Source organism: Neisseria sp. (assembly GCF_041804105.1).
Taxonomy (GTDB): Bacteria; Pseudomonadota; Gammaproteobacteria; order Burkholderiales; family Neisseriaceae; genus Neisseria.
The window spans coordinates 1-20,006 of sequence record NZ_JBHCJY010000129.1; the positions used below are offsets into that span (position 1 = coordinate 1).

Below are 20,006 nucleotides of genomic sequence, written 5' to 3' on the forward strand. Positions count from 1 at the left end.
AGTGTGCCACGGCAAACGCTACAACCGCGAAACGCTGGAGGTGCAATACAAAGGCAAAAACATCAGCCAAGTGCTGGATATGACCGTAGAAGAAGCCCGCCAATTCTTCGACGCCGTGCCCACCGTCTCCCGCAAACTCCAAACCCTCATGGACGTCGGCCTCGGCTACATCCGCCTCGGCCAATCCGCCACCACCCTCTCCGGCGGCGAAGCCCAACGCGTCAAACTCGCCCTCGAACTCTCCAAACGCGACACCGGCCGCACCTTATATATTCTCGACGAACCCACCACAGGTTTACACTTCGCCGATATTGCTTTGTTGTTAGAAGTAATAGGCCGTCTGAAAGGCAAAGGCAACTCGATTGTGATTATCGAACATAACCTTGACGTGATTAAGACCGCAGATTACATTATGGACTTAGGGCCGGAAGGTGGAAGCGGTGGCGGCCAGATTATTGCGAAAGGGAGTCCGGAAGAAGTTATGAAGGTTAAGGGGAGTTATACTGGGCAATATTTAAAAAATATATTAATTAATAAATAAAAAGCAAGGGATTTTCATGAAATCAAAATTTCCAATGCCACCAAAACGTCAAAACCAAGGAAAACGTGCGATAAAAAAGAATCTAACAGCTTTACAACAAGCCTCGGAACAGCAACAAGAATATATTCAGCTTTTAAAACAAAATATTGATGCTATTAATGATGCTCATAATCTTCACATTGCTGCTTTATCAAATTTTCTAGGGCATGATATGAAGAATTGTATCCAAAATATGGATGCAATTTTATCTACCTACCGAGCTAATGAAATTACTGATGAACACCTAGTTAGTTTAAGGACACAATTGGATGTAATTCGTGAAACAATGGCTAATTTTTCCAAACTCATCCCTCATGGAAAAAATAGTATTTTTAATGTAAATAAATTAATTGGCGGAACTGAAGCCCTTACTAGGGAACTTTTAGCTGAAAACAAAGTTCATTTTAATAAACAATTGCTTCAGGAAATCGATCTCCATGTAAATTATCCTTTTCACTCCCTTTTGCAGATTTTTGTAAATTTAATTATTAATGCCTGTAACAACTTAAAAAATACCATAGATGCCCATATTCTATTCAAAATTGACATTGATCAAAAAGAAAAGAATCTTTTCTTCTCAATCTATGATAATGGTTCCACTATTTCAGAGATTGATACTAACAAGATTTTTGAATACGGTTATTCGACCACAGGCGGTAGTGGAATTGGTCTTTACCACGCACAATATATTTGTGAACTATTACATGGTAATATTCAATGTATAGCATCAAATAAACCTGAATTTTCAAAACGCTTTTTAATCACTCTACCATTTAAAGGTTTGGATGATGAATAAACATATTTTAGTTATAGATGATGAAAAATTACAGGCTGAAGCACTTGCTAGGCAGCTAAATGATCGGATGTATAATTCTGGATATAAATTTGAACCTTTACATTCAGAATCTGAAATCAATAACGCAATCAATGATCGCTTTTGCTCTCTTGCGATTATTGATTTACGTATGGATGATTATGAATTTAATGGAATTGATCTTTATCATCGAATTATTAAAAATAATCCCTTAGCAAAAGTTATTTTAGTTTCTGCTTGGTTACCTGAATTTACTAATAGCCTGAAAGATATTTTTCTGTCTGGAAATGTCTTACAAGTTATGGAAAAAGAAAGCATGGAAATTTGGGTTCCGAAAATCCAAGGAATTATAGAAAATTTTTTCAATCGTCAGGAAGAAGGTTTATCTGAGAATAGCCGTATGTTAATGAATGCTTATATACGAGCTAAGAACGAAGAAAATTCTCAAAAAAAAGGGATGCTATTTGAAGAATTTCTTACAAATCTTTTTGGACAAATAGGTTTTCATTTTATTCAAAAACGTGTCACAGACTCAACTTCAGAAGTCGATTTAATATTGCGCAACGATATAAATGATAAATTTTTAGAAAAATTTGGTAAGTATATTCTTGTAGAGGCGAAGAATAGACCATCTTCTCCTGTCAATAAAAGTGATTTTGTTTCATTCAAAGCAAAATTAGATTCAACTAATCAATTAGCTGAATTAGGAATTATTGCTTCATCGTATAGTATTGCAGGGACTGTCCGACTGGAGGCTTTAAGAACTTCTAGAGAAGCTGGAAAAATATTGCTTTTTGCAAATAATGAATTAATAAATTTAATTACAGCTGATGATAAACAGTATGCATTTAAGAAATTAATTGATGAACAGATTAAAGACGTTCCTTATTAGTAAGCATAGGTTGGGTTGAACACTTTCGTACGGTTACGCCGCTTCAGGCGGCTAACCGTACCTACGAAAAAACACACGCCATCACTAATGCCTGTCTGAAAACGAGTGTAGCGGCGGGTTTCGCTAAAACTATTTTCAGACGGCCTTGCCATCCGTAACGCTTTCAATGCCTGCCTGAATATTTTCAGACAGGCATTTTAGTTTGCGGGTATTTCACCAAGCGTAGCCCGACGTAGGTACGGTTAGCCGCCTGAAGCGGCGTAACCGTACACAGGCAGCGGTACATACGGAAAACCGACACGCCGTCTGAAACGGGTTTTCAGACGGCGTGTGATATGTGCAGCAAGCGTAGCCTGTATGCCTCACCTACCGCGTGCGTGGCTTACGCCACACACCCTACCGCCGGTTCAACACTTGCCGACTTCAGACGTAGGGTGTGTGCCCTAGCAAGCGTAGCCTGTATGCCCCATCTAACCGCGTGCGTGGCTGCGCCACACACCCTACCGTCGATTCAACGATTGTCAATTCAGGTGTAGCAAGCGTAGGTTGGGTTAGGCCGCCTTTAAGGCCGTAACCCAACATTTCGGAACGACGAACGGTTTTGTTGGGTTTTCAACCCAACCTACGAAAAAACACACGCTACCATCAATGCCTGCCTGAATATTTTCAGACAGGCATTTTAGTTTGCGGGTGCTTCACCAAGCATAGCCCGACGTAGGTACGGTTAGCCGCCTAAGCGGTGTAACCGTACACAGGGAGCGGCATACATACGGGAAACTGTAACGCCGTCCGAAACGGGTTTTCAGACGGCGTGTCGGTAGGATTCGATAAACGCTTTCGTACGGTTACGCCGCTTTAGGCGGCTAACCGTACCTACGAAAAAACGCACACCATCATCAATGCCTGTCTGAAAACGAGTGTAGCGAGTTTCGCTAAAACATCTTTCAGACGGCCTGTCATCGTAGAATGGGTGTCAACCCATCATGCCGAAACACCCCGAAACAGCGGCTTCCCCCCCCCCGTTTCAGACGGCCTTGCCATCCGCAGTGCCTTAATCCCGTCATTCCCGCGTAGGCGGGAATCCAGACCTCGTCAGCATTCCGAAACGGCAGCGGCTGTTGGCGTTACGGCCTGAAAGCGACCTGATTCAACCTGCGTCTGCCAATCCGTTCCCCCACATCTATCCCCGCAAAAGGCCGTCTGAAAACCTGCTTTCAGACGGCCTTTTGTGCGACAATAATGTTTTCAACCACTGAACCGCCAAACGGTTTGTTTAAGGAAACGCCATGAAAAAATTATCCGCCTTGCTTGCCTGCTGCCCCTTGCCGCCTGTATGTCCGCCGGTTCGCCGGAACAGGGCAGCGACTACCCGCAAGGCACTTACGAAGTGAAAGTGTTCGAGCGCGACGGCCGCCAAGTCTCCCGCGGCGCCCGCCTGCCCGTGCGCGAATACGAACTGGACGCCACGCTGGACGCAGTATGCAGAATCCATGCCGGCAAAGGCGTAACCGCACGCGTGTACAGCCCGAACGGTCAGGAGTTCACCACCGTCAGCCCGCGCACCTGCCGTTAATTATGGCGCTCTGCCTGAAACTGCCCAATTCATCCTGTACCTGCACCTGCCGACAATCATCCAAACAGGCCGTCTGAAAATGTTTTCAGACGGCCTGTTGCCGTAGGATACTGCTATTAAAAGGATTTTTTGTTCATCAACCCACTATGCAGAAACATTCCGAAGCGGTGGGATTACCGCCCTGCCGTACCCGTTTCAGACGGCCTGCTTTTTCCGGTACAACAGGAACACGGAAGATGGCAATTTCCGCCCGATTGTGTTCAAATGCGCCCGATAAAAACATATGCCGTCTGAAAACCATATCAATTCAATCTGCAAACCATGAAATCTCTGTTTATCTGGCTGGCGGCTATTGTCGCGATTTATTGGCTGTTTTCCGAACAGCAGAAAAGCGAACGCCGCGGGCTGCAAAAAAGCCTGATACAGGCTCGGGACGCGCGCTCGGATGCGGGCGGTATTTCGGGTTTCGACTATCTCAACCGCCTTCGCAGCGAAGCGGGATTGAAGCCGTTCAAACATTCGCCGGTACTTGAAACCGCCGCACGCTCCCATGCGCGCTATCTTGCGGCCTATCCCGAAGAGCAGCACGGCCAAAGGAAAACCGCCGATCCGCTGTTCAGCGGTGCCGACCCGAATACCCGCGCGGCCAAAGCAGGCTATCTGTCGCGCAGCGTCGAAGAAAATCTGACCACGGAAACGCTTTCCGACGATGAAAACGGCCGTATCGCCGATTTTTCCGCACTCGGGGCGCGGATGCAGATAGACAATCTGATGAGCGCCATCTACCACCGCTTTTCCCTTCTCGACCCCTATTCCGACGAAGCAGGAGCCGCATCGCACGCATCTGGGCGCAACCGCGCATTCGTGATCGAACAGGCCAGCGGCCTGCACAACGGATTATGCCGTCTGAACCACAAAGCGGTGCAGCCCGGCCGCAGTTATTACACCGAATCGTGCAACAACGGCGCGGTGGTTTATACCGACGAATATCCGGCGGGAACCGCACCTGCCTATACCGTTTTTCCCGTCGGCCGCAGCGCCATCCCCGAATTTCAAAACGAAACGCCCAACCCGCTGCCCGACATCCGTATCGCGGGCAATCCGGCCAGCATCGATTTTCATAACGGCAAGGCGAAAATCGAAATGCTGTCGTTCAAACTTTACCAAGGCGGCAAAGAAGTCAAACCCGTGCGCGTGTTGAGCGCGAAAACCGACCCGAACCGCAAACTGACCGGCAGGCAGTTTGCGCTGTTTCCGCTCAAACCGCTGGCCTACGATACCGCATACCGCGCCGTTTTCCGCTACAAAAGCGGCGGCAGGGAACAAACCGTGGATTGGACGTTCCGCACGCAGAAACCCGTTTGGCCGTATTTTATTGTTAACGGCGGCGAAAAGCTCTCGGTCAAAGCTGAGCGGCGTTATTTCCTTCATTGGAAAGACGACTGGTGCGCCGAAGAATGCGCCAACTTCCGCTATGTCGAAAAAGGCGGCGCACGCTTGAAAGTACACAAACGCACTAGCGGCGGCTTGGTATTCAGCCTGACGGGAGAAAAAGGCGGCAGGGTTTCCATCGCATCCAAAAACAATTTAAACGGCGGCGTGGAAATTTATATACGGTAGTGCACCGGCTATGTTATTGGGCTGATAGACGGTTTCAGGCTTTATTGCCCAAAATAACCGAAGGCCGTCTGAATTTTTTCAGACGGCCTTCGGTTTTCAAACCAACGGTTTTTACGCGCGTTTGCGGAATTCGCCGGTACGGGTGTCGATTTCGACCTTGTCGCCGTTTTCGATGTATGCCATCACTTGGATTTCGGTGCCGCCGACCAAACGGGCGGTTTTCATCACTTTGCCCGAAGTGTCGCCTTTAACCGCAGGCTCGGTGTATTCCACTTCGCGCACGATGATGGTGGGCAGTTCCACGGAAATCGGGTTGCCTTCGTAGAAGGTTACCTCGCAAACGTCTTCCATGCCGTCGACGATGAATTTCAGCGCATCGCCGATGTTTTCGGCTTCGATTTCGTATTGGTTGAACTCTTCGTCCATAAACACATACATGGGGTCGGCGAAATAGCTGTAAGTACAGTTTTTGCGCGCCAGAATCACAACGTCGAATTTGTCGTCGGCTTTATAAATGGTTTCGCTGGCTGCGCCGGTAAGCAGGTTTTTCAGCTTCATGCTCACTTTGGCAGATGAGCGGCCGCCTTTGATGTATTCGGTTTTCTGAACCACCATCGGGTCGTTGCCCACCATAAATACGTTGCCTGCGCGCAGTTCTTGTGCGGTTTTCATGCTTTGGATTCCAATCGGTTGTCAATAAAAAACGCGTTATTTTAGCTTAGGTTGCAGAAACTTGGCTAGTTTTTCCACCGCGCTTTCCTGTCTTGCCAGCATTTCCGACCACGCCGCCGCACCCGCCTGCCAAATATTCAGACGGCCTTGAAGATGCCGCCACGAATGAAGCAGCGTTTGCGGGGAAACCTGCTGTCCGCCGTTCAAATCGTTCGACAAAATCTGTAAGGAATCAAATATATCCGGAGAATAAAACGGACGGCAGCGTTGCCAGAAAGCGTCCAACTTTTCGAGATGCACGTTTTCTTCCTGCGGATAAATGTGCCAAAGAAACGGCTTGCCCGACAATTGCGCACGCACGAAACTGTCTTCTCCGCGCACAATCAGGCCGTCTGAAAGATGAAGCAGACGGTCAAATTCGGTTTGCGCCACAAACGGGATTTTAATCAGGCGCACGGATGCCGTCTGAAAAATATCGCCGTCATTCTTAAGTGCGTTCCGCGGCACCGCGCCCGCATCCTCCAAACTTTTCAGCACTTTTCCGCCGGCCAACAGCAGCGTAACCGGCTCCCCTGCCTGCCGCCACATTTCCAGCCAACGTATCCATGCAGAACCTTCGTAACCGAACAACAGCCATTCCTGTGCGGTCTTCGGCGGCAATTTCAGACGGCCTCTAAATGCCGCCTCATCAAAAAACGCTTGCCGATGGTAGTCCTTCTCACACAGCAGGCCGCCGCTTTTGTCGGTAAAACCCATAAACCAAAAATATTTTTCCACTCCGCCCGCCTGCGGCGACGGCAAACCGTGCAGCCGTTCATGCCCCTCTTCCGCACTCAGGTACTCCCAATTGAGCCATACAGGTTTCTTAAGGCGGGCAATCTCCAGCACATCAGGCGGCAAATCGCAGCCGAATGTTTCAATCAGAACATCCGGGCGCGGCACTCCGTCAAGGCCGTCTGAAAAATGCGGATGCCAAACATTGATGTGGATGTTCCGATAATCGCACGGCACGGGGGGCAAGTCAGGACAAAGCATTCGCAGCGCGGACACATCATCTGCCCACAAACATACACGCCAGCCAAGTTCGACTGACAGCATGGAAGCCAGACGCCAGCTCACACCGATGTCGCCGAAATTGTCGATAACGGAACAGAACAGCCAGCAGGTTTTAGAAAGCGGAGTTTCAGACGGCATCATGGTCATTTTGAAGATTTTTCAGAATCAGAGGGAATTTTGACTGAAAACCAACCGACAAGGTTTAGCCGGATTAGCCAGATAAAGTGATTGATAAAAAGAGTCATTCCTGTGGAAGCAAGAATCCATAGCCAATATTTTGATATATACAAACAAATCCATTTAGAAACAAAGACAAGGCCGTCTGAAAACAGGTACCGCAGTATTACTGAAAATCTGCAAAGTCCTATCCACCGTCCCGACAACAACATCCCCGCACGTCGGCTTTTGCCATTCCGAACGAGATTTCCTTACCGTTGTCCAACAGCGTTTCCAACCCTTCTAAAGGTGTCAGTCCGGCCACCTGTTTGACCAAAACCAAGCCGTATACCGCCGCTCCGTGCGGCCACCAACGGTCTCCCGCCTTATCCAAAAAACGCCAGAAATCCAAAGCACGGCCGCTGTCCACCGGCGGCACATACGCCATAAACCGACCCGTTTCCACGGCAAAACCCAAATCCGACAACCTTTGCTTGAATTCAGACAATTTCATGCAATGCGCCCGCAACGGCAGGCGTTTACCGTCGAACCACGAAGAAAAACGCCACAGCGAATCGGGATTGAACCCTGTTACCACCAATCTCCCACCCGGTTTCAACACCCGAGCCGCTTCTTCCAATGCACGCAACGGCTGACCGCAGTATTCGTGCGCGTGCGGCATCAAAAGAAGGTCAAGCGACTGCTCTGCCCACGCAGCAGAATCAACCGCCATCAGTACGTCCCGACCCACCGTGATGATTGTTTCAGACGGCCTCAACCATAAAGGCATTCCGGCCTGAACAGCCGTTGTCGCGTGAATATTTCGGATACTGTCCGCATAAAATTGCTGTTCCAATTTAGCAACATACCGCCCTGCCACGGTATCGCAGAACCAGCCGTCGGCATTTCTATCCATCATTTTCCATATCGGTCAAACACATTTCAAAATCCAAGCATAATACTGGTCAATTTCCACCAGTCAAACAATTTTTCCATTTCACACTATCACAAAAGAAATCAAATTTCAGAAAGATTAACAGTAAATCATACAGATAACGCCTTGACGGCATCATCCGCACATATTAACATTGCTGCGACTTAAATTTACTCGAATAAATAGAAACTATGGCTAAACTCAAAACACTTACATTAACCATTTCGGGCTTATCCGCACTGACCGGTGCGGTACACAGCCATGCTGCATCTTCAAACCAAGTCGGCATGGCCATGATGCGTCTCAACTCCTCACTCATCGATCAGGCGCAAAGCAAATCGTTTGCCGGAGGCAGCCTGTGGCCGTCTCTGAGAAAAAACTTCCGCATCACGGAAGTCAACTCCGAACTGGTGCGCCGTCACGAAAACAAGTTCTCAGCCAACCGTGCCTACTTCGACCGTACCATCAACCGAAGCCGTCCTTATATGTACCATATTGCGAACGAAGTCAAAAAACGCAATATGCCCGCAGAAATCGCCCTGCTCCCCTTCATCGAAAGTGCATTCGTTACCAAAGCAAAATCCCATGTCGGCGCATCCGGTTTATGGCAGTTCATGCCTGCAACAGGCCGCCATTTCGGTTTGGAACGTACCGCCTTATATGACGGTCGTCACGACGTATACGCCGCCACGGATGCCGCACTCAATTATCTGCAAAAACTCCATGGCATGTTCGGCGACTGGTCGCTTGCACTTGCCGCATATAACTGGGGCGAAGGCAATGTAAGCCGCGCCATCAACCGTGCCCGCGCACAAGGCTTGGAGCCGACTTACGAAAACCTGCGTATGCCGCAGGAAACCCGTAATTACGTCCCCAAACTGCTTGCGGTGCGCAACATCGTTAACAATCCGCAAACTTACGGCATGAATTTGAGTGAAATCAATAACAAGCCGTACTTCAAAACCGTTCAAGTCGATAAACCACTTGATACGAACGCCATCATACGTTTGGCCAATATCAGCGAAAGCGAATTTTTGGCATTAAATCCTGCTTTCAATGCACCCGTGTTCATTCCCAAGGCTAACCGTAAACTGTTGTTGCCCGCAGATGCCGTATCTACTTTCGAGCGTAACTATCGCAATGAAAAACCGGAAAATCTGCTTTCTTGGAATGTTTACAATTCCAGCAGCACCAAAGCACTCAACACGATTGCCGCCGAAACCGGCATGAGTATTGCCGAACTCAAACGCTTCAACAGCGGATTCAGCGGCAATACCTTCGTTGCAGATAAAGGCAATTTAACTGCTTCGAACAACGATGTTCGTATCGAGGAAAATGTTACTCTTGCAGCACTAAACACAAACAACCTCCCCGTTACTTACCGTTCGAATACCATTACCGATACAGTTAGTGAAAAAGATTCTGCTTCCTTGGCTTCAGTAAAACCGATTGAAAAAACTACGGCGCAAGAATCCAAACCGGAAAATCTGAATTTCGTCCGTATCACTTCTGAACGTGATGTAATTTTGGCATCTGCAAAACCCGCAGAAACCAAACAGGCACAACAAACTGTTCCGGCACCTGCCAAAACAGTCGATGTCCAATTTTCTTCAAACCAAGCATCTCCTGCCCTCACAACAGCAGCCAAAGCAGATTTCAAGCCTGCTCAGAATACGGCAATTACAATAGCTCAGGTAGAAACAGCCAAACCCCAAGCGGAAACTTCGGACATTATGGCCTTGGTCAGCCAGCTTAATAAACAACCTGAGCAAACTGCCAATACCACAACAGAAAAAGTTGCAGAAACTGAAACTATTGCAGCAAATGCGTCTGCTTATGCGCCGATTAGCAAAGCAGAGAAACAAATCGCTTCGGTCCAGCCTTTATTATCTGACTCTAATATTGCCGCAACAGATCATGGCAAAGACGAATTGATGGCGTTGGCTCAATCCTCCACATCAGAAGGCCGTCTGAACAGTAATGCAACAGCGATAGAAACCGAGTCGGTCAAACAGGTCGCAACAGCCAAGAAAGCCCGTTCAATCCGTATTGCCCAAAACCGTGCAAAATACCAACAGCGTGTTGCAAGCCGTTTGGCACGCAGCAAAGCTGCCGTACAAACTGCATCTGCTGGTACGCACCGTGTAGGCAACGGCGATACACTGTTCAGCATCTCTCAACGTTACAACATGAGCGTTGCCGATTTGATTACCACAAACAATATCAAAGGCAATAATATCCGTAAAGGCCAATTGTTGAACGTATCGGCCAAAACCAAGCGTCAACAACCCAGTATCCGTAACGTAGCCTATACTGTTCGTCAAGGCGATACGTTGAATACCATTGCCAGCCGTTTCAATGTCGATGTCAACGATATCCGCCGTTGGAATAAAAATACCCGTGCGGTTACGCCCGGTCAACGTTTGAAACTACAAGGCAGCTAATGTTTTGTATGATAAAAAAGCATCTGCAAACCAGATGCTTTTTTATTTTATTGTGTTTAGATAGTGTCTTATCAAGCTGGTACCTGGTACCATCATGCCAGAACAAGTATGAATCATCTTATGAGTAACCTTGTTCTTCATAAACTCTTTATACAAAGGCCGTCTGAAAAACTTTTCAGACGGCCTTTAATCGAATTGCTTGGTTACTTTAATTTTTCCAACAGCTTTTCATGAATGCCGCCGAAACCGCCGTTGCTCATTACCAAAATCTGATCGCCTGCTTGGGTGTTTTGCACGATTTCGGCGACAAACGCGTCAAAATCTTTGCCTACGTACAGCTTCTCACCCAACGGCGCGAGTGCGGCGGCCACGTCCCAATCCACGCCGCCGGCGTAGCAGAACACCCAATCGGCTTCTTTCAGGCTCTCGGGCAACGCAGCGGCCATCGTGCCGAGCTTCATGGTGTTGGAACGCGGTTCCAATACAGCCAAAATGCGCGCGCTACCGGCTTTTTGGCGCAAACCGGCCACGGTGGTGGCGATGGCGGTCGGATGGTGAGCGAAGTCGTCGTAAACAGTTACGCCGTTAACTATGCCTTTGATTTCCATGCGCCGCTTCACGTTTTGGAATTTGCCAAGGGCTTCGCAGGCCGTCTGAACGTCCACACCGGCATGACGCGCGGCGGCAATTACGGCCAGCGCGTTCAGGCGGTTGTGCTCGCCGAGCAAATCCCATTCCACGCGGCCGGCTTTTGCGCCTTTGAAAAACACGTCGAAACTGCCGTTTTCATCAGCTTCGCCGATTTGCCAGCCAGCTTGGTTACCGAACCATTCGACAGGTGTCCAGCAGCCTTTGTCTATGGTTTCATGTAGGGCTTCTTCACGGCCGTTGGCGACAATCAGGCCGTCTGAAGGCACGGTGCGCACGAGGTGGTGGAACTGGGTTTGAATAGCGGCCAAGTCAGGGAAAATGTCGGCGTGGTCGAATTCCAGATTGTTCAAAATCGCGGTGCGCGGACGGTAATGCACGAATTTGCTGCGTTTGTCGAAAAACGCGGTGTCGTATTCGTCGGCCTCAATCACGAAAAACGGCGATTGGCTGTTCGGGTCGAGCTTCGGCGTTTGCGGCAGACGCGCGGATACGCTGAAATTCTGCGGCACGCCGCCAATCAAAAAGCCCGGCGCAAGCCCGGCGTATTCCAGCACCCAAGCCAGCATGGAAGCGGTGGTGGTTTTGCCGTGCGTACCCGCCACGCCCAACACCCAACGGCCGTGCAGCACGTTTTCCGCCAGCCATTGCGGGCCGGAAATATACGGCAGGCCGCGGTTCAGCACCGCCTCCACCACATCCATGCCGCGTTTGGCCACATTACCGATCACGTAAACATCGGCTTGGAATTCATCAAGCTGCGCCGCATCGAAACCTTCGTGAACGTCGATGCCCAAGGCTTCGAGCTGGGTGCTCATCGGCGGATACATTTTCGCGTCGCAACCGCTGACTTTGAACCCCGCTTCTTTGGCGATGGCCGCCACGCCGCCCATAAACGTGCCGCCGATGCCGATAATGTGGATGTGTTTCATGGTTAAATTCTTTAAAATCGGATAAAAGCGGCATTATAGCAAAACCGTTGTTTCAGGCGGATTTCTTTGTTTTTCTGTTCAGTCTATTCAGTACAGATTTTGTCCGAACGAAGGCTGAAAACCACCCCCAAAGATCGTTTTTTAATCAGGGCCGTCTGAAAATATCGGTATAATCACCTTACAACACAATCTCATATTGCCAGAGAGAACATCATGGAATTCATTAAAACCCGCGCCGCCGTTGCCTGGGCGCCCAACCAACCCCTGAAAATCGAAGAGCTGGATTTGATGCCGCCGCAGAAGGGCGAAGTATTGGTGCGAATCGTCGCCACAGGCGTATGCCACACCGATGCCTATACCCTGAGCGGGCAGGATTCCGAAGGCGTGTTTCCCTGCGTATTGGGGCACGAAGGCGCGGGCATTGTCGAAGCCGTGGGCGAAGGCGTAACCGACTTCCAAGTCGGCGACCATGTCATTCCGCTCTACACCGCCGAATGCGGCCAATGCAAAATGTGCAAATCCGGCAAAACCAACCTGTGTTCGTCTGTCCGCGCCACGCAGGGCAAAGGCCTGATGCCCGACGGTACCGTGCGCTTCTTCAAAGACGGCCGGCCGGTTTACCACTATATGGGCTGCTCCACCTTCTCGGAATACACCGTCGTCGCCGAAGTATCGCTGGCGAAAATCCAGCCGGAAGCCGATTTGAAAGAAGTGTGCCTGCTCGGTTGCGGCGTAACCACCGGCATGGGCGCGGTCATGAACACGGCCAAAGTGAAGCGCGGCGACACCGTGGCCATTTTCGGCTTGGGCGGCATCGGCCTGGCCGCCGTGATTGGCGCGCGTATGTCGGGCGCAAGCCGAATTATCGGTATCGACACCAATCCGTCCAAATTCGCGCTGGCGGAAAAACTCGGCGCAACCGATTTCGTGAACCCGAAAGATTTCGACAAACCGGTTCAGGAAGTCATCATCGAAATGACCGACGGCGGCGTGGATTATTCGTTTGAATGTATCGGCAACGTGGAAGTCATGCGTGCCGCGCTCGAATGCTGCCACAAAGGCTGGGGCGAAAGCGTCATCATCGGCGTGGCACCCGCAGGTGCGGAGATTTCCACCCGTCCGTTCCAGCTCGTTACCGGCCGCGTGTGGCGCGGTTCCGCCTTCGGCGGCGTGAAAGGCCGCAGCGAGCTGCCCGGCATCATCGACCAATACATGCGCGGTGAATTCGCGCTCAGCGACTTCATCACCCACACCATGCCGCTGGAAGAAATCAACACCGCGTTCGACTTGATGCACGAAGGCAAATCCATCCGCAGCGTGATTCATTATTGATTCATCGGTTGCCGAAAACCTGAAAAGGCCGTCTGAAAACTTTTTTCAGACGGCCTTTATTCATTTGTAAACAATTTTACCTGTATCCTGCACGGTAAACATTTTCTGCGCAGCCAACACGCCGATGAGCTTTTCAATCTGCTTGTCATCCAATTTCAAAGCTGCTTTAAACGAATTGGCCAACGCTTTTTTGCTGCCCGGTTTGTTTTTCGTACTTTTGGCAAAAAACTTCTTCGCCTTGTTCACAATCTCCATCTCGACTTCCTTACCAACAGCAGGCACATCCGCAGGCTTTTTCCGTTCGGTTTGTTCAACAGCCGTTTGTACGGGCTTCGGCATGGGCGCGAAGGGCGGATATTCGACTGTATCACCATTGACACGCAAACGTTTTTGCTTGGCACAATATTCGATAATTTTATCCAAATCATCGTTTTCCGTATCCAGAAACAGGCTGTCGGCCTTAACTTTCAGCACCTTTTTCGCTGCTTCCACCTTTTTCGGTTTCGACTTTTCCAAATGCCGGATAACGCATTCCAACATGTTTTCGGTATCCAAACGGTAAATCAAAAATCCGTCTGACAGATTGATTTCAAGAAATCCTTTGGCCAATAATTTATCCACGATCAGCGCTGCGGCACACCGCCGTTCCGAATCAGTCAAGCCTTGCAAATCTTCTTTTAAAGCATGATGGGCAAGACGCAATTCCAGATTGGTTCGGACTTTCGGCATAAACGGCTGCGGTTTCCGTAGAAATTCCAATGCCTTGCGTGTACACGCATGAAGAAAAGACGGGCTTTTATAAAGCGGGATTTCGTTTTTATCGCCGGAAATCAAAACCGGATTTTCAGACGGCCCCGTATTCTGCACAACCCGTTCCGCACCAATCTGCAAAACCTCCGACGGTACAGTCAACGCTCCCGAACGCACCACGCCCCCGCACAAACTGTTGTCTTCCAAATGCTCAACCAGCACATCATAACCGCCGTCGCGCGACAAGATAAACACCAATGCATTCTTGTCCTGCTCGGTAATCCGCCCGAGATAATAGGCCAGATAAAAATCCAAGGCGTTTTTACCCGTTTTCGCCACGCGCACGAAATGCACGTTTTTTCCGAAACGGCACAATGCTTCGCAAAGCTCCAGCGACAGCGTTTTCTGCTGCAATTTCCCTAAAAACAACCAGATATGGCAATCATCGTCCAAACCTGCCAACTGAGCGGGTTCAGGCCGCACGTTTTCAAAATCAATCAAAATATGTTTCACGTTATCCCTTTTATTTTATTTTGCAATTGTCGCCAAGTATATATCATGACGATTGAAACAATAAACAAAAAGCATAAAAAGGCCGTCTGAAATTTGCTTTTTTCAGACGGCCTTGAGAATCCATCATCACATTCATTTTCTTGATAACCGGCATACTCCGCCCTGCTTTCGGCTGCCGCGGCCGGGACACGCCATCTGAAAACCGCTCAGGCCCACAGCCATGCCCAGACTCTGCGTCCTTCGCTTTGCAGCAGAATCAGCGTGCGGCAGGCAGCCGGGGTGGACATGGATTCGAGGCCGATGCCGCGTTCCGCCAATGCGGCTACGGTTTTCGGATGCAGGAAAAGCTGCTTTTCCCCCGTGCCGACGATGATGATTTCGGGCAGGGGTTCGCCGAGTTTGCTGGCCGTCTGAAAAAAATCTTCCGCCCCCAATTCAGACAGCCTTTTGCCGCCGAATGCCTCGGCGTGGCTGCCGCACAGAATGACGGCTTCCGTATAGGTTTCTCCGCCGGCCTCTATTTTGCCGCTGCCGTATGCGGTAACGGTAACGGCGTTTTCAACGGTGGTTTCTTCGATTTTCATGATGCGTCCTGCCGCACGGGGGCTGAAAAAACGGATGCCAAATCAGGCGGTTTCGGGTAGAATTTCGGCGTTTTGCCGCATTTGCAGCGGCGGATTATAGCATTTCGGGTGCCGTTTGGTTTTCAGACGGCCTTAATCACATCTTCCTTTTCTATATTTCTGATTCCTAAGGACATTCCATGAATCCTATCAATATCGGCCTTTTGGGTCTGGGTACCGTCGGCGGCGGCGTGGCCAACGTTATCGGCAGCAATGCGGCGGAAATCGGCCGCCGTTTGGGGCGCGAAGTCCGCATCTCGGCGGTATGCGATTTGGACGAAGCCAAAGCCGCGGCCCTGTGCCCCGATGCGGTATTCGTCAAAGACCCGTTTGCGCTGGCGGCACGCGAAGATGTGGATGTCGTGGTGGAACTTTTCGGCGGTACGGGCATCGCCAAAGATGCCGTTTTGGCGGCAATCAAGGCTGGCAAACACGTTGTTACCGCCAACAAAAAACTGCTGGCCGAATACGGCAACGAAGTATTCTCGCTGGCGGCGGAAAACAACGTGATGGTGAACTTCGAAGCGGCCGTTGCCGGCGGCATCCCGATTATCAAGGCCTTGCGCGAAGGTTTGGCTGCCAACAACATCAAATCCATCGCCGGCATCATCAACGGCACCAGCAATTTCATTTTGAGCGAAATGCGCGAAAAAGGCAGCGCGTTTGCCGACGTTTTGAAAGAAGCGCAGGCACTCGGCTATGCCGAAGCCGATCCGACTTTCGACATCGAAGGCCACGATGCAGGCCATAAAATCACCATCATGAGCGCACTGGCGTTCGGCACGCCGCTGAATTTCCAAGCCTGCTATCTCGAAGGCATCAGCAAACTCGACAGCCGCGACATCAAATACGCCGAAGAACTGGGCTACCGCATCAAGCTGCTGGGCATTACCCGCAAAACGGAAAAAGGCATCGAATTGCGCGTGCATCCTACTCTGATTCCCGAAAGCCGCCTGCTGGCGAATGTCAACGGCGTGATGAACGCCGTGCGCGTCAATGCCGACATGGTCGGCGAAACGCTGTATTACGGCGCGGGCGCAGGCGCGAATCCCACCGCCAGCGCGGTGGTTGCCGACATCATCGACATCGCCCGCCTGTTTGATGCCGACCGCGAACACCGCGTGCCCTATCTCGCGTTCCAACCCGCCAACATCCAAACCCAGCCCGTGCTGCCGATGGACGAAATCACCAGCAGCTACTACCTGCGCGTTCAGGCCGACGACAAAGCGGGCGTATTGGGCGACATCGCTACCCTGCTGGCCGCCCAAGGCGTATCCATCGAAGCGTTGATCCAGAAAGGCGTGATCGACAAAACCACCGCCGAAATCGTGATTCTCACCCACAGCACGGTGGAAAAAAACATTAAAGCCGCCATCGGCGCCATTGAAAATCTGGCCTGCGTCGAGAAACCTGTTACCATGATACGCATGGAAAGCCTGCATGGATAAGCCCGTTCCCGCACTGTCGCCCGAAGATCAGACCCGAAAGGCAAAAGCCAAAATCCGCACCATCCGCATCTGGGCGTTTGTGGTGCTGGGACTGTTTGCCTTTTTCGGGCTGCTCTCCAACTGCGCGCTGTCCAAGCCCAAAGCCAAGCAGACATTCATCGAATCGTGCATTCAAAACGTGCCGTTTTCCGAAAAATTCCAAGCCGACCTGAAAGCCCGCGGTTTGGAAGGCAAAGCCGAAGCCGTAGTGCAGGACTACTGCGTCTGTATGTGGGACGAGCCGCTGGAGAAACTGAGCCAGAAACAAATCGAATCGTTCAGCAGTATCGGCCCCGGCGAGCAGCTCAAACTCTTGGGCGGCGAAGCGGCGTTCACTGCACGCGACAAGCAGTGCCTCGACAAACTGAAAACCGCCCCGTAAACCGTACCGGCCGTTTTTTTCCCGAAGGCCGTCTGAAAAGTTTTCAGACGGCCTTTACGCTATAATCCGGCCACCCCTTTCCAACTCTGCAACAGAAAGCCGCCATGACCCGCATTGCCGCCCTGCCCGACCACCTTGTCAACCAAATCGCCGCCGGCGAAGTGGTGGAACGTCCCGCCAATGCGCTCAAAGAAATCGTCGAAAACAGCATCGACGCAGGCGCAACCGCGGTTGACGTGGAACTCGAAGGCGGCGGCATCCGCCTGATACGCGTTGCCGACAACGGCGGCGGCATCCACGCCGACGACCTTTCCCTTGCCCTGCACCGCCACGCCACCAGCAAAATCCGCTCGTTGCGCGATTTGGAACACGTTGCCAGCATGGGTTTCCGCGGCGAAGGCCTGGCCAGCATCGCCTCGGTGAGCCGCCTCACGCTTACCAGCCGCACGCCCGAGAGCGCACACGCCAACCAAGTGAAGGCCGAAGACGGCAAACTCAGCAGCCCCGCCGCCGCCGCCCACCCCGTCGGCACCACCGTGGAAGTGGCCGAACTGTTTTTCAACACCCCCGCGCGGCGCAAGTTTTTGAAATCGGAAAACACCGAATACGCCCACTGCGCCACCATGCTCGAGCGCCTCGCGCTGGCGCACCCGCACATCGCCTTTTCGCTCAAGCGCGACGGCAAACAGGTATTCAAATACCCCGTGCAGAGCCAGGGAGAACGCATCGCCGCCGTACTCGGAGAAGAGTTTCAGACGGCCTCGCTGGAAATCGACAGCGGCACGGGGGTCATGCGGCTGCACGGCGCCGTGTCGAAACCCACCTTCGCCAAAGGCCGCGCCGACAAACAATACTGTTTCGTCAACCGCCGCTTCGTGCGCGACAAAGTGATGCTGCACGCCGTCAAACAAGCCTACCGCGACGTGCTGCACAATGCCGTTACTCCTTCATTCGTGCTGTTTCTCGACCTGCCGCCCGAAGCGGTTGATGTGAATGTGCACCCCACCAAAACCGAAATCCGCTTCCGCGACAGCCAAGCCGTGCACCAGCTCGTGTTCCACACCCTCAACAAAGCCCTTGCCCGAACCCGCGCCGACCTGACCGACAGCGTCGGCAACGCAGGGGAAATCCTGCACGACATCGCGGGCATCTCCGGCCTGCAGCACACACAGACCATGCCGTCTGAAAACGGTTCGGACGTGCCCTTTGCCGCCGAACCGAACAACCAAACTGCCGGTTTTGCAGACAACAATCCCGCTGCCTTTTCCCGCCCGCCGTTTTCAGACGGCCTTAAAGCCGCCCCCGCGCCCTATTCCGCCGCCCGCGCCCCGCAGCAACGCAGCCTCAGCCTGAGGGAAAGCCGCGCCGCCATGAACACCTACGCCGAATTGTTCAAACGCAACCCGCAGGACGAAGACACCGAACTGAGCCAGTTCGAACAAATCCGCTTGGGCACCGGGCCGTCTGAACACAGCGGTGCAACGTCTGCCCCGTATGGCGAAACACCGTTTTCAGACGGCCTTGCTGCGCAGCCCGAAACCCCGCCCTTAGGCTTCGCCATCGCCCAACTGTTGGGCATCTACATCCTTGCCCAAGCCGAAGACAGCCTGATTCTCGTTGATATGCACGCCGCCGCCGAACGCGTCAACTACGAGAAAATGAAACGCCAGCGCGGCGAACAAGGCCGTCTGAACAGCCAGCGGCTGCTGATTCCGGTCAGTTTTTCCGCAAGCCACGAAGAAACCGCCGCCCTTGCCGACCACACGGACACCCTGCAAAACTACGGTCTCGAGCTGGCCGACAGCGGCGGCAACACCTTGTCCGTCCGCGCCGTACCCGCCATGCTCGGCAAATCCGACCCTGCCGCCCTCGCCCGCGACGTGTTGCACGAACTGGCGCAACACGGTACCAGCCAAACCGTCGAAGCGCGCGAAAACCGAATCCTTTCCACCATGGCCTGCCACGGTTCCGTGCGCGCGGGGCGGCAGCTGACCCTGCCCGAAATGAACGCCCTTTTGCGCGACATGGAAAACACCCCGCGCAGCAACCAGTGCAACCACGGTCGGCCGACTTGGGTAAGGCTCACGCTCAAAGAACTCGATGCCCTGTTTCTGCGCGGACAGTAGCGGAAGATGGACAAGGCCGTCTGAAAACGTTTTTCAGACGGCCTGCGCCATTATCGCCAGCGGTGTTTGCATGCTGTTTTCAGACGGCGTGCCGGGATTGATTGGCGAACAAAAAAGCTGTGTGTGAATTGTGTTGTGCCGTGGTTTTCGTCCTTCGTGCGCAGGTGGGAATCCATATTCGACATTCGTAAGTGCCTGCTTAATGAAAAGATAGCGAACGCCAAACATGGGATTCCTGCCTGTGCGGAAATGACGGAAGTTGGATAAATCTGTCTTACCTGTATCCCGTCAACACATTCGCACACAGCCACAGAAAAACGCCGTCTCCATACATAGCCGCATATTTACCGGCACATGAAAAATTTCTTCCGTTAAATGAAAAACGAAATTTTTGTTCAAGCAGAAATGACGGCGGATGTGCAGCCGTTTTAAAGTTGACGCCGTCCGGAAACCGCTTTTACCCGAAGAACGG

General features: G+C 51.5%; 18 protein-coding genes. 12 read left to right on the plus strand and 6 right to left on the minus strand.

Translation table 11 applies throughout. From position 1 onward, the window contains the following. The 6 genes from ACEYDX_RS10905 to ACEYDX_RS10930 all read left to right on the plus strand — a co-directional run. On the plus strand, window positions 1–541 hold a 541-nt coding region (locus ACEYDX_RS10905; protein WP_373742041.1), incomplete at its 5' end, for an ATP-binding cassette domain-containing protein. 16 nt (window positions 542–557) lie between these two features. Then, window positions 558–1,376 carry an ATP-binding protein gene (locus ACEYDX_RS10910; protein WP_373742042.1) on the plus strand — a complete coding sequence of 273 codons (819 nt, stop codon included), beginning with the start codon at window positions 558–560 and terminating at the stop codon, window positions 1,374–1,376. Then, window positions 1,369–2,286: a response regulator gene (locus tag ACEYDX_RS10915; RefSeq protein ID WP_373742043.1), complete on the plus strand. Its 918-nt coding sequence runs from the start codon at window positions 1,369–1,371 to the stop codon at window positions 2,284–2,286. The genes ACEYDX_RS10910 and ACEYDX_RS10915 overlap by 8 nt, the downstream gene beginning before the upstream one ends. Before the next feature lie 1,118 nt (window positions 2,287–3,404). Continuing rightward, window positions 3,405–3,542 (plus strand): hypothetical protein, encoded by a 138-nt coding sequence (locus ACEYDX_RS10920; protein WP_373742044.1) that lies wholly within the window; start codon window positions 3,405–3,407, stop codon window positions 3,540–3,542. Between the two features lie 77 nt (window positions 3,543–3,619). Next, on the plus strand, window positions 3,620–3,859 hold the full coding sequence (locus ACEYDX_RS10925; RefSeq protein WP_373742045.1) for a hypothetical protein: 240 nt from the start codon (window positions 3,620–3,622) through the stop codon (window positions 3,857–3,859). A 321-nt stretch (window positions 3,860–4,180) separates the two neighbouring features. After that, window positions 4,181–5,479, plus strand: coding sequence for a CAP domain-containing protein (locus tag ACEYDX_RS10930; RefSeq protein ID WP_373742046.1), 1,299 nt, complete (start codon window positions 4,181–4,183; stop codon window positions 5,477–5,479). 111 nt (window positions 5,480–5,590) lie between these two features. On the opposite strand, the gene efp is transcribed toward ACEYDX_RS10930, so the two are convergent. The 3 genes from efp to ACEYDX_RS10945 form a co-directional block, all read right to left on the minus strand. After that, the gene (efp, locus tag ACEYDX_RS10935; protein WP_373742047.1) at window positions 5,591–6,151 is read right to left on the minus strand and encodes an elongation factor P; all 561 of its coding nucleotides are present in this window, start codon (window positions 6,149–6,151) and stop codon (window positions 5,591–5,593) included. A 36-nt stretch (window positions 6,152–6,187) separates the two neighbouring features. Continuing rightward, window positions 6,188–7,345, minus strand: coding sequence for an elongation factor P maturation arginine rhamnosyltransferase EarP (gene earP, locus ACEYDX_RS10940; RefSeq protein ID WP_373742067.1), 1,158 nt, complete (start codon window positions 7,343–7,345; stop codon window positions 6,188–6,190). 226 nt (window positions 7,346–7,571) lie between these two features. Further along, window positions 7,572–8,279 (minus strand): class I SAM-dependent methyltransferase, encoded by a 708-nt coding sequence (locus ACEYDX_RS10945; protein WP_373742068.1) that lies wholly within the window; start codon window positions 8,277–8,279, stop codon window positions 7,572–7,574. Window positions 8,280–8,488: 209 nt separating this feature from the next. Between ACEYDX_RS10945 and ACEYDX_RS10950 the strand changes: the two genes are divergently transcribed. Further along, window positions 8,489–10,741, plus strand: a complete 2,253-nt coding sequence (locus tag ACEYDX_RS10950; protein WP_373742048.1) for a LysM peptidoglycan-binding domain-containing protein — start codon at window positions 8,489–8,491, stop codon at window positions 10,739–10,741. A 203-nt stretch (window positions 10,742–10,944) separates the two neighbouring features. Here ACEYDX_RS10950 and mpl read toward each other — a convergent pair whose 3' ends face one another. Next, the gene (gene mpl / locus ACEYDX_RS10955) at window positions 10,945–12,321 is read right to left on the minus strand and encodes a UDP-N-acetylmuramate:L-alanyl-gamma-D-glutamyl-meso-diaminopimelate ligase (RefSeq protein WP_373742049.1); all 1,377 of its coding nucleotides are present in this window, start codon (window positions 12,319–12,321) and stop codon (window positions 10,945–10,947) included. A 213-nt stretch (window positions 12,322–12,534) separates the two neighbouring features. Here mpl and ACEYDX_RS10960 point away from each other — a divergent pair, with 213 nt between their 5' ends. Then, window positions 12,535–13,653, plus strand: a complete 1,119-nt coding sequence (locus ACEYDX_RS10960; RefSeq protein ID WP_373742050.1) for an S-(hydroxymethyl)glutathione dehydrogenase/class III alcohol dehydrogenase — start codon at window positions 12,535–12,537, stop codon at window positions 13,651–13,653. A 60-nt stretch (window positions 13,654–13,713) separates the two neighbouring features. On the opposite strand, the gene ACEYDX_RS10965 is transcribed toward ACEYDX_RS10960, so the two are convergent. Both ACEYDX_RS10965 and ACEYDX_RS10970 read right to left on the minus strand, forming a co-directional pair. Further along, on the minus strand, window positions 13,714–14,916 hold the full coding sequence (locus ACEYDX_RS10965; protein ID WP_373742051.1) for a PIN domain-containing protein: 1,203 nt from the start codon (window positions 14,914–14,916) through the stop codon (window positions 13,714–13,716). Between the two features lie 206 nt (window positions 14,917–15,122). Then, the gene (locus ACEYDX_RS10970; protein ID WP_373742052.1) at window positions 15,123–15,500 is read right to left on the minus strand and encodes an Mth938-like domain-containing protein; all 378 of its coding nucleotides are present in this window, start codon (window positions 15,498–15,500) and stop codon (window positions 15,123–15,125) included. A gap of 179 nt (window positions 15,501–15,679) precedes the next feature. Here ACEYDX_RS10970 and ACEYDX_RS10975 point away from each other — a divergent pair, with 179 nt between their 5' ends. The 4 genes from ACEYDX_RS10975 to ACEYDX_RS10990 all read left to right on the plus strand — a co-directional run bounded on the left by ACEYDX_RS10975 (window position 15,680) and on the right by ACEYDX_RS10990 (window position 19,661). Then, window positions 15,680–16,987, plus strand: a complete 1,308-nt coding sequence (locus tag ACEYDX_RS10975; RefSeq protein ID WP_373742053.1) for a homoserine dehydrogenase — start codon at window positions 15,680–15,682, stop codon at window positions 16,985–16,987. Then, window positions 16,980–17,408, plus strand: a complete 429-nt coding sequence (locus ACEYDX_RS10980) for a hypothetical protein (protein ID WP_373742054.1) — start codon at window positions 16,980–16,982, stop codon at window positions 17,406–17,408. Before ACEYDX_RS10975 ends, ACEYDX_RS10980 begins: the two co-directional genes overlap by 8 nt. A gap of 104 nt (window positions 17,409–17,512) precedes the next feature. Further along, window positions 17,513–19,534, plus strand: coding sequence for a DNA mismatch repair endonuclease MutL (gene mutL, locus ACEYDX_RS10985; protein WP_373742055.1), 2,022 nt, complete (start codon window positions 17,513–17,515; stop codon window positions 19,532–19,534). Beyond that, window positions 19,509–19,661 carry a hypothetical protein gene (locus ACEYDX_RS10990; RefSeq protein WP_373742056.1) on the plus strand — a complete coding sequence of 51 codons (153 nt, stop codon included), beginning with the start codon at window positions 19,509–19,511 and terminating at the stop codon, window positions 19,659–19,661. Before mutL ends, ACEYDX_RS10990 begins: the two co-directional genes overlap by 26 nt. Window positions 19,662–20,006 lie beyond the last annotated feature (345 nt).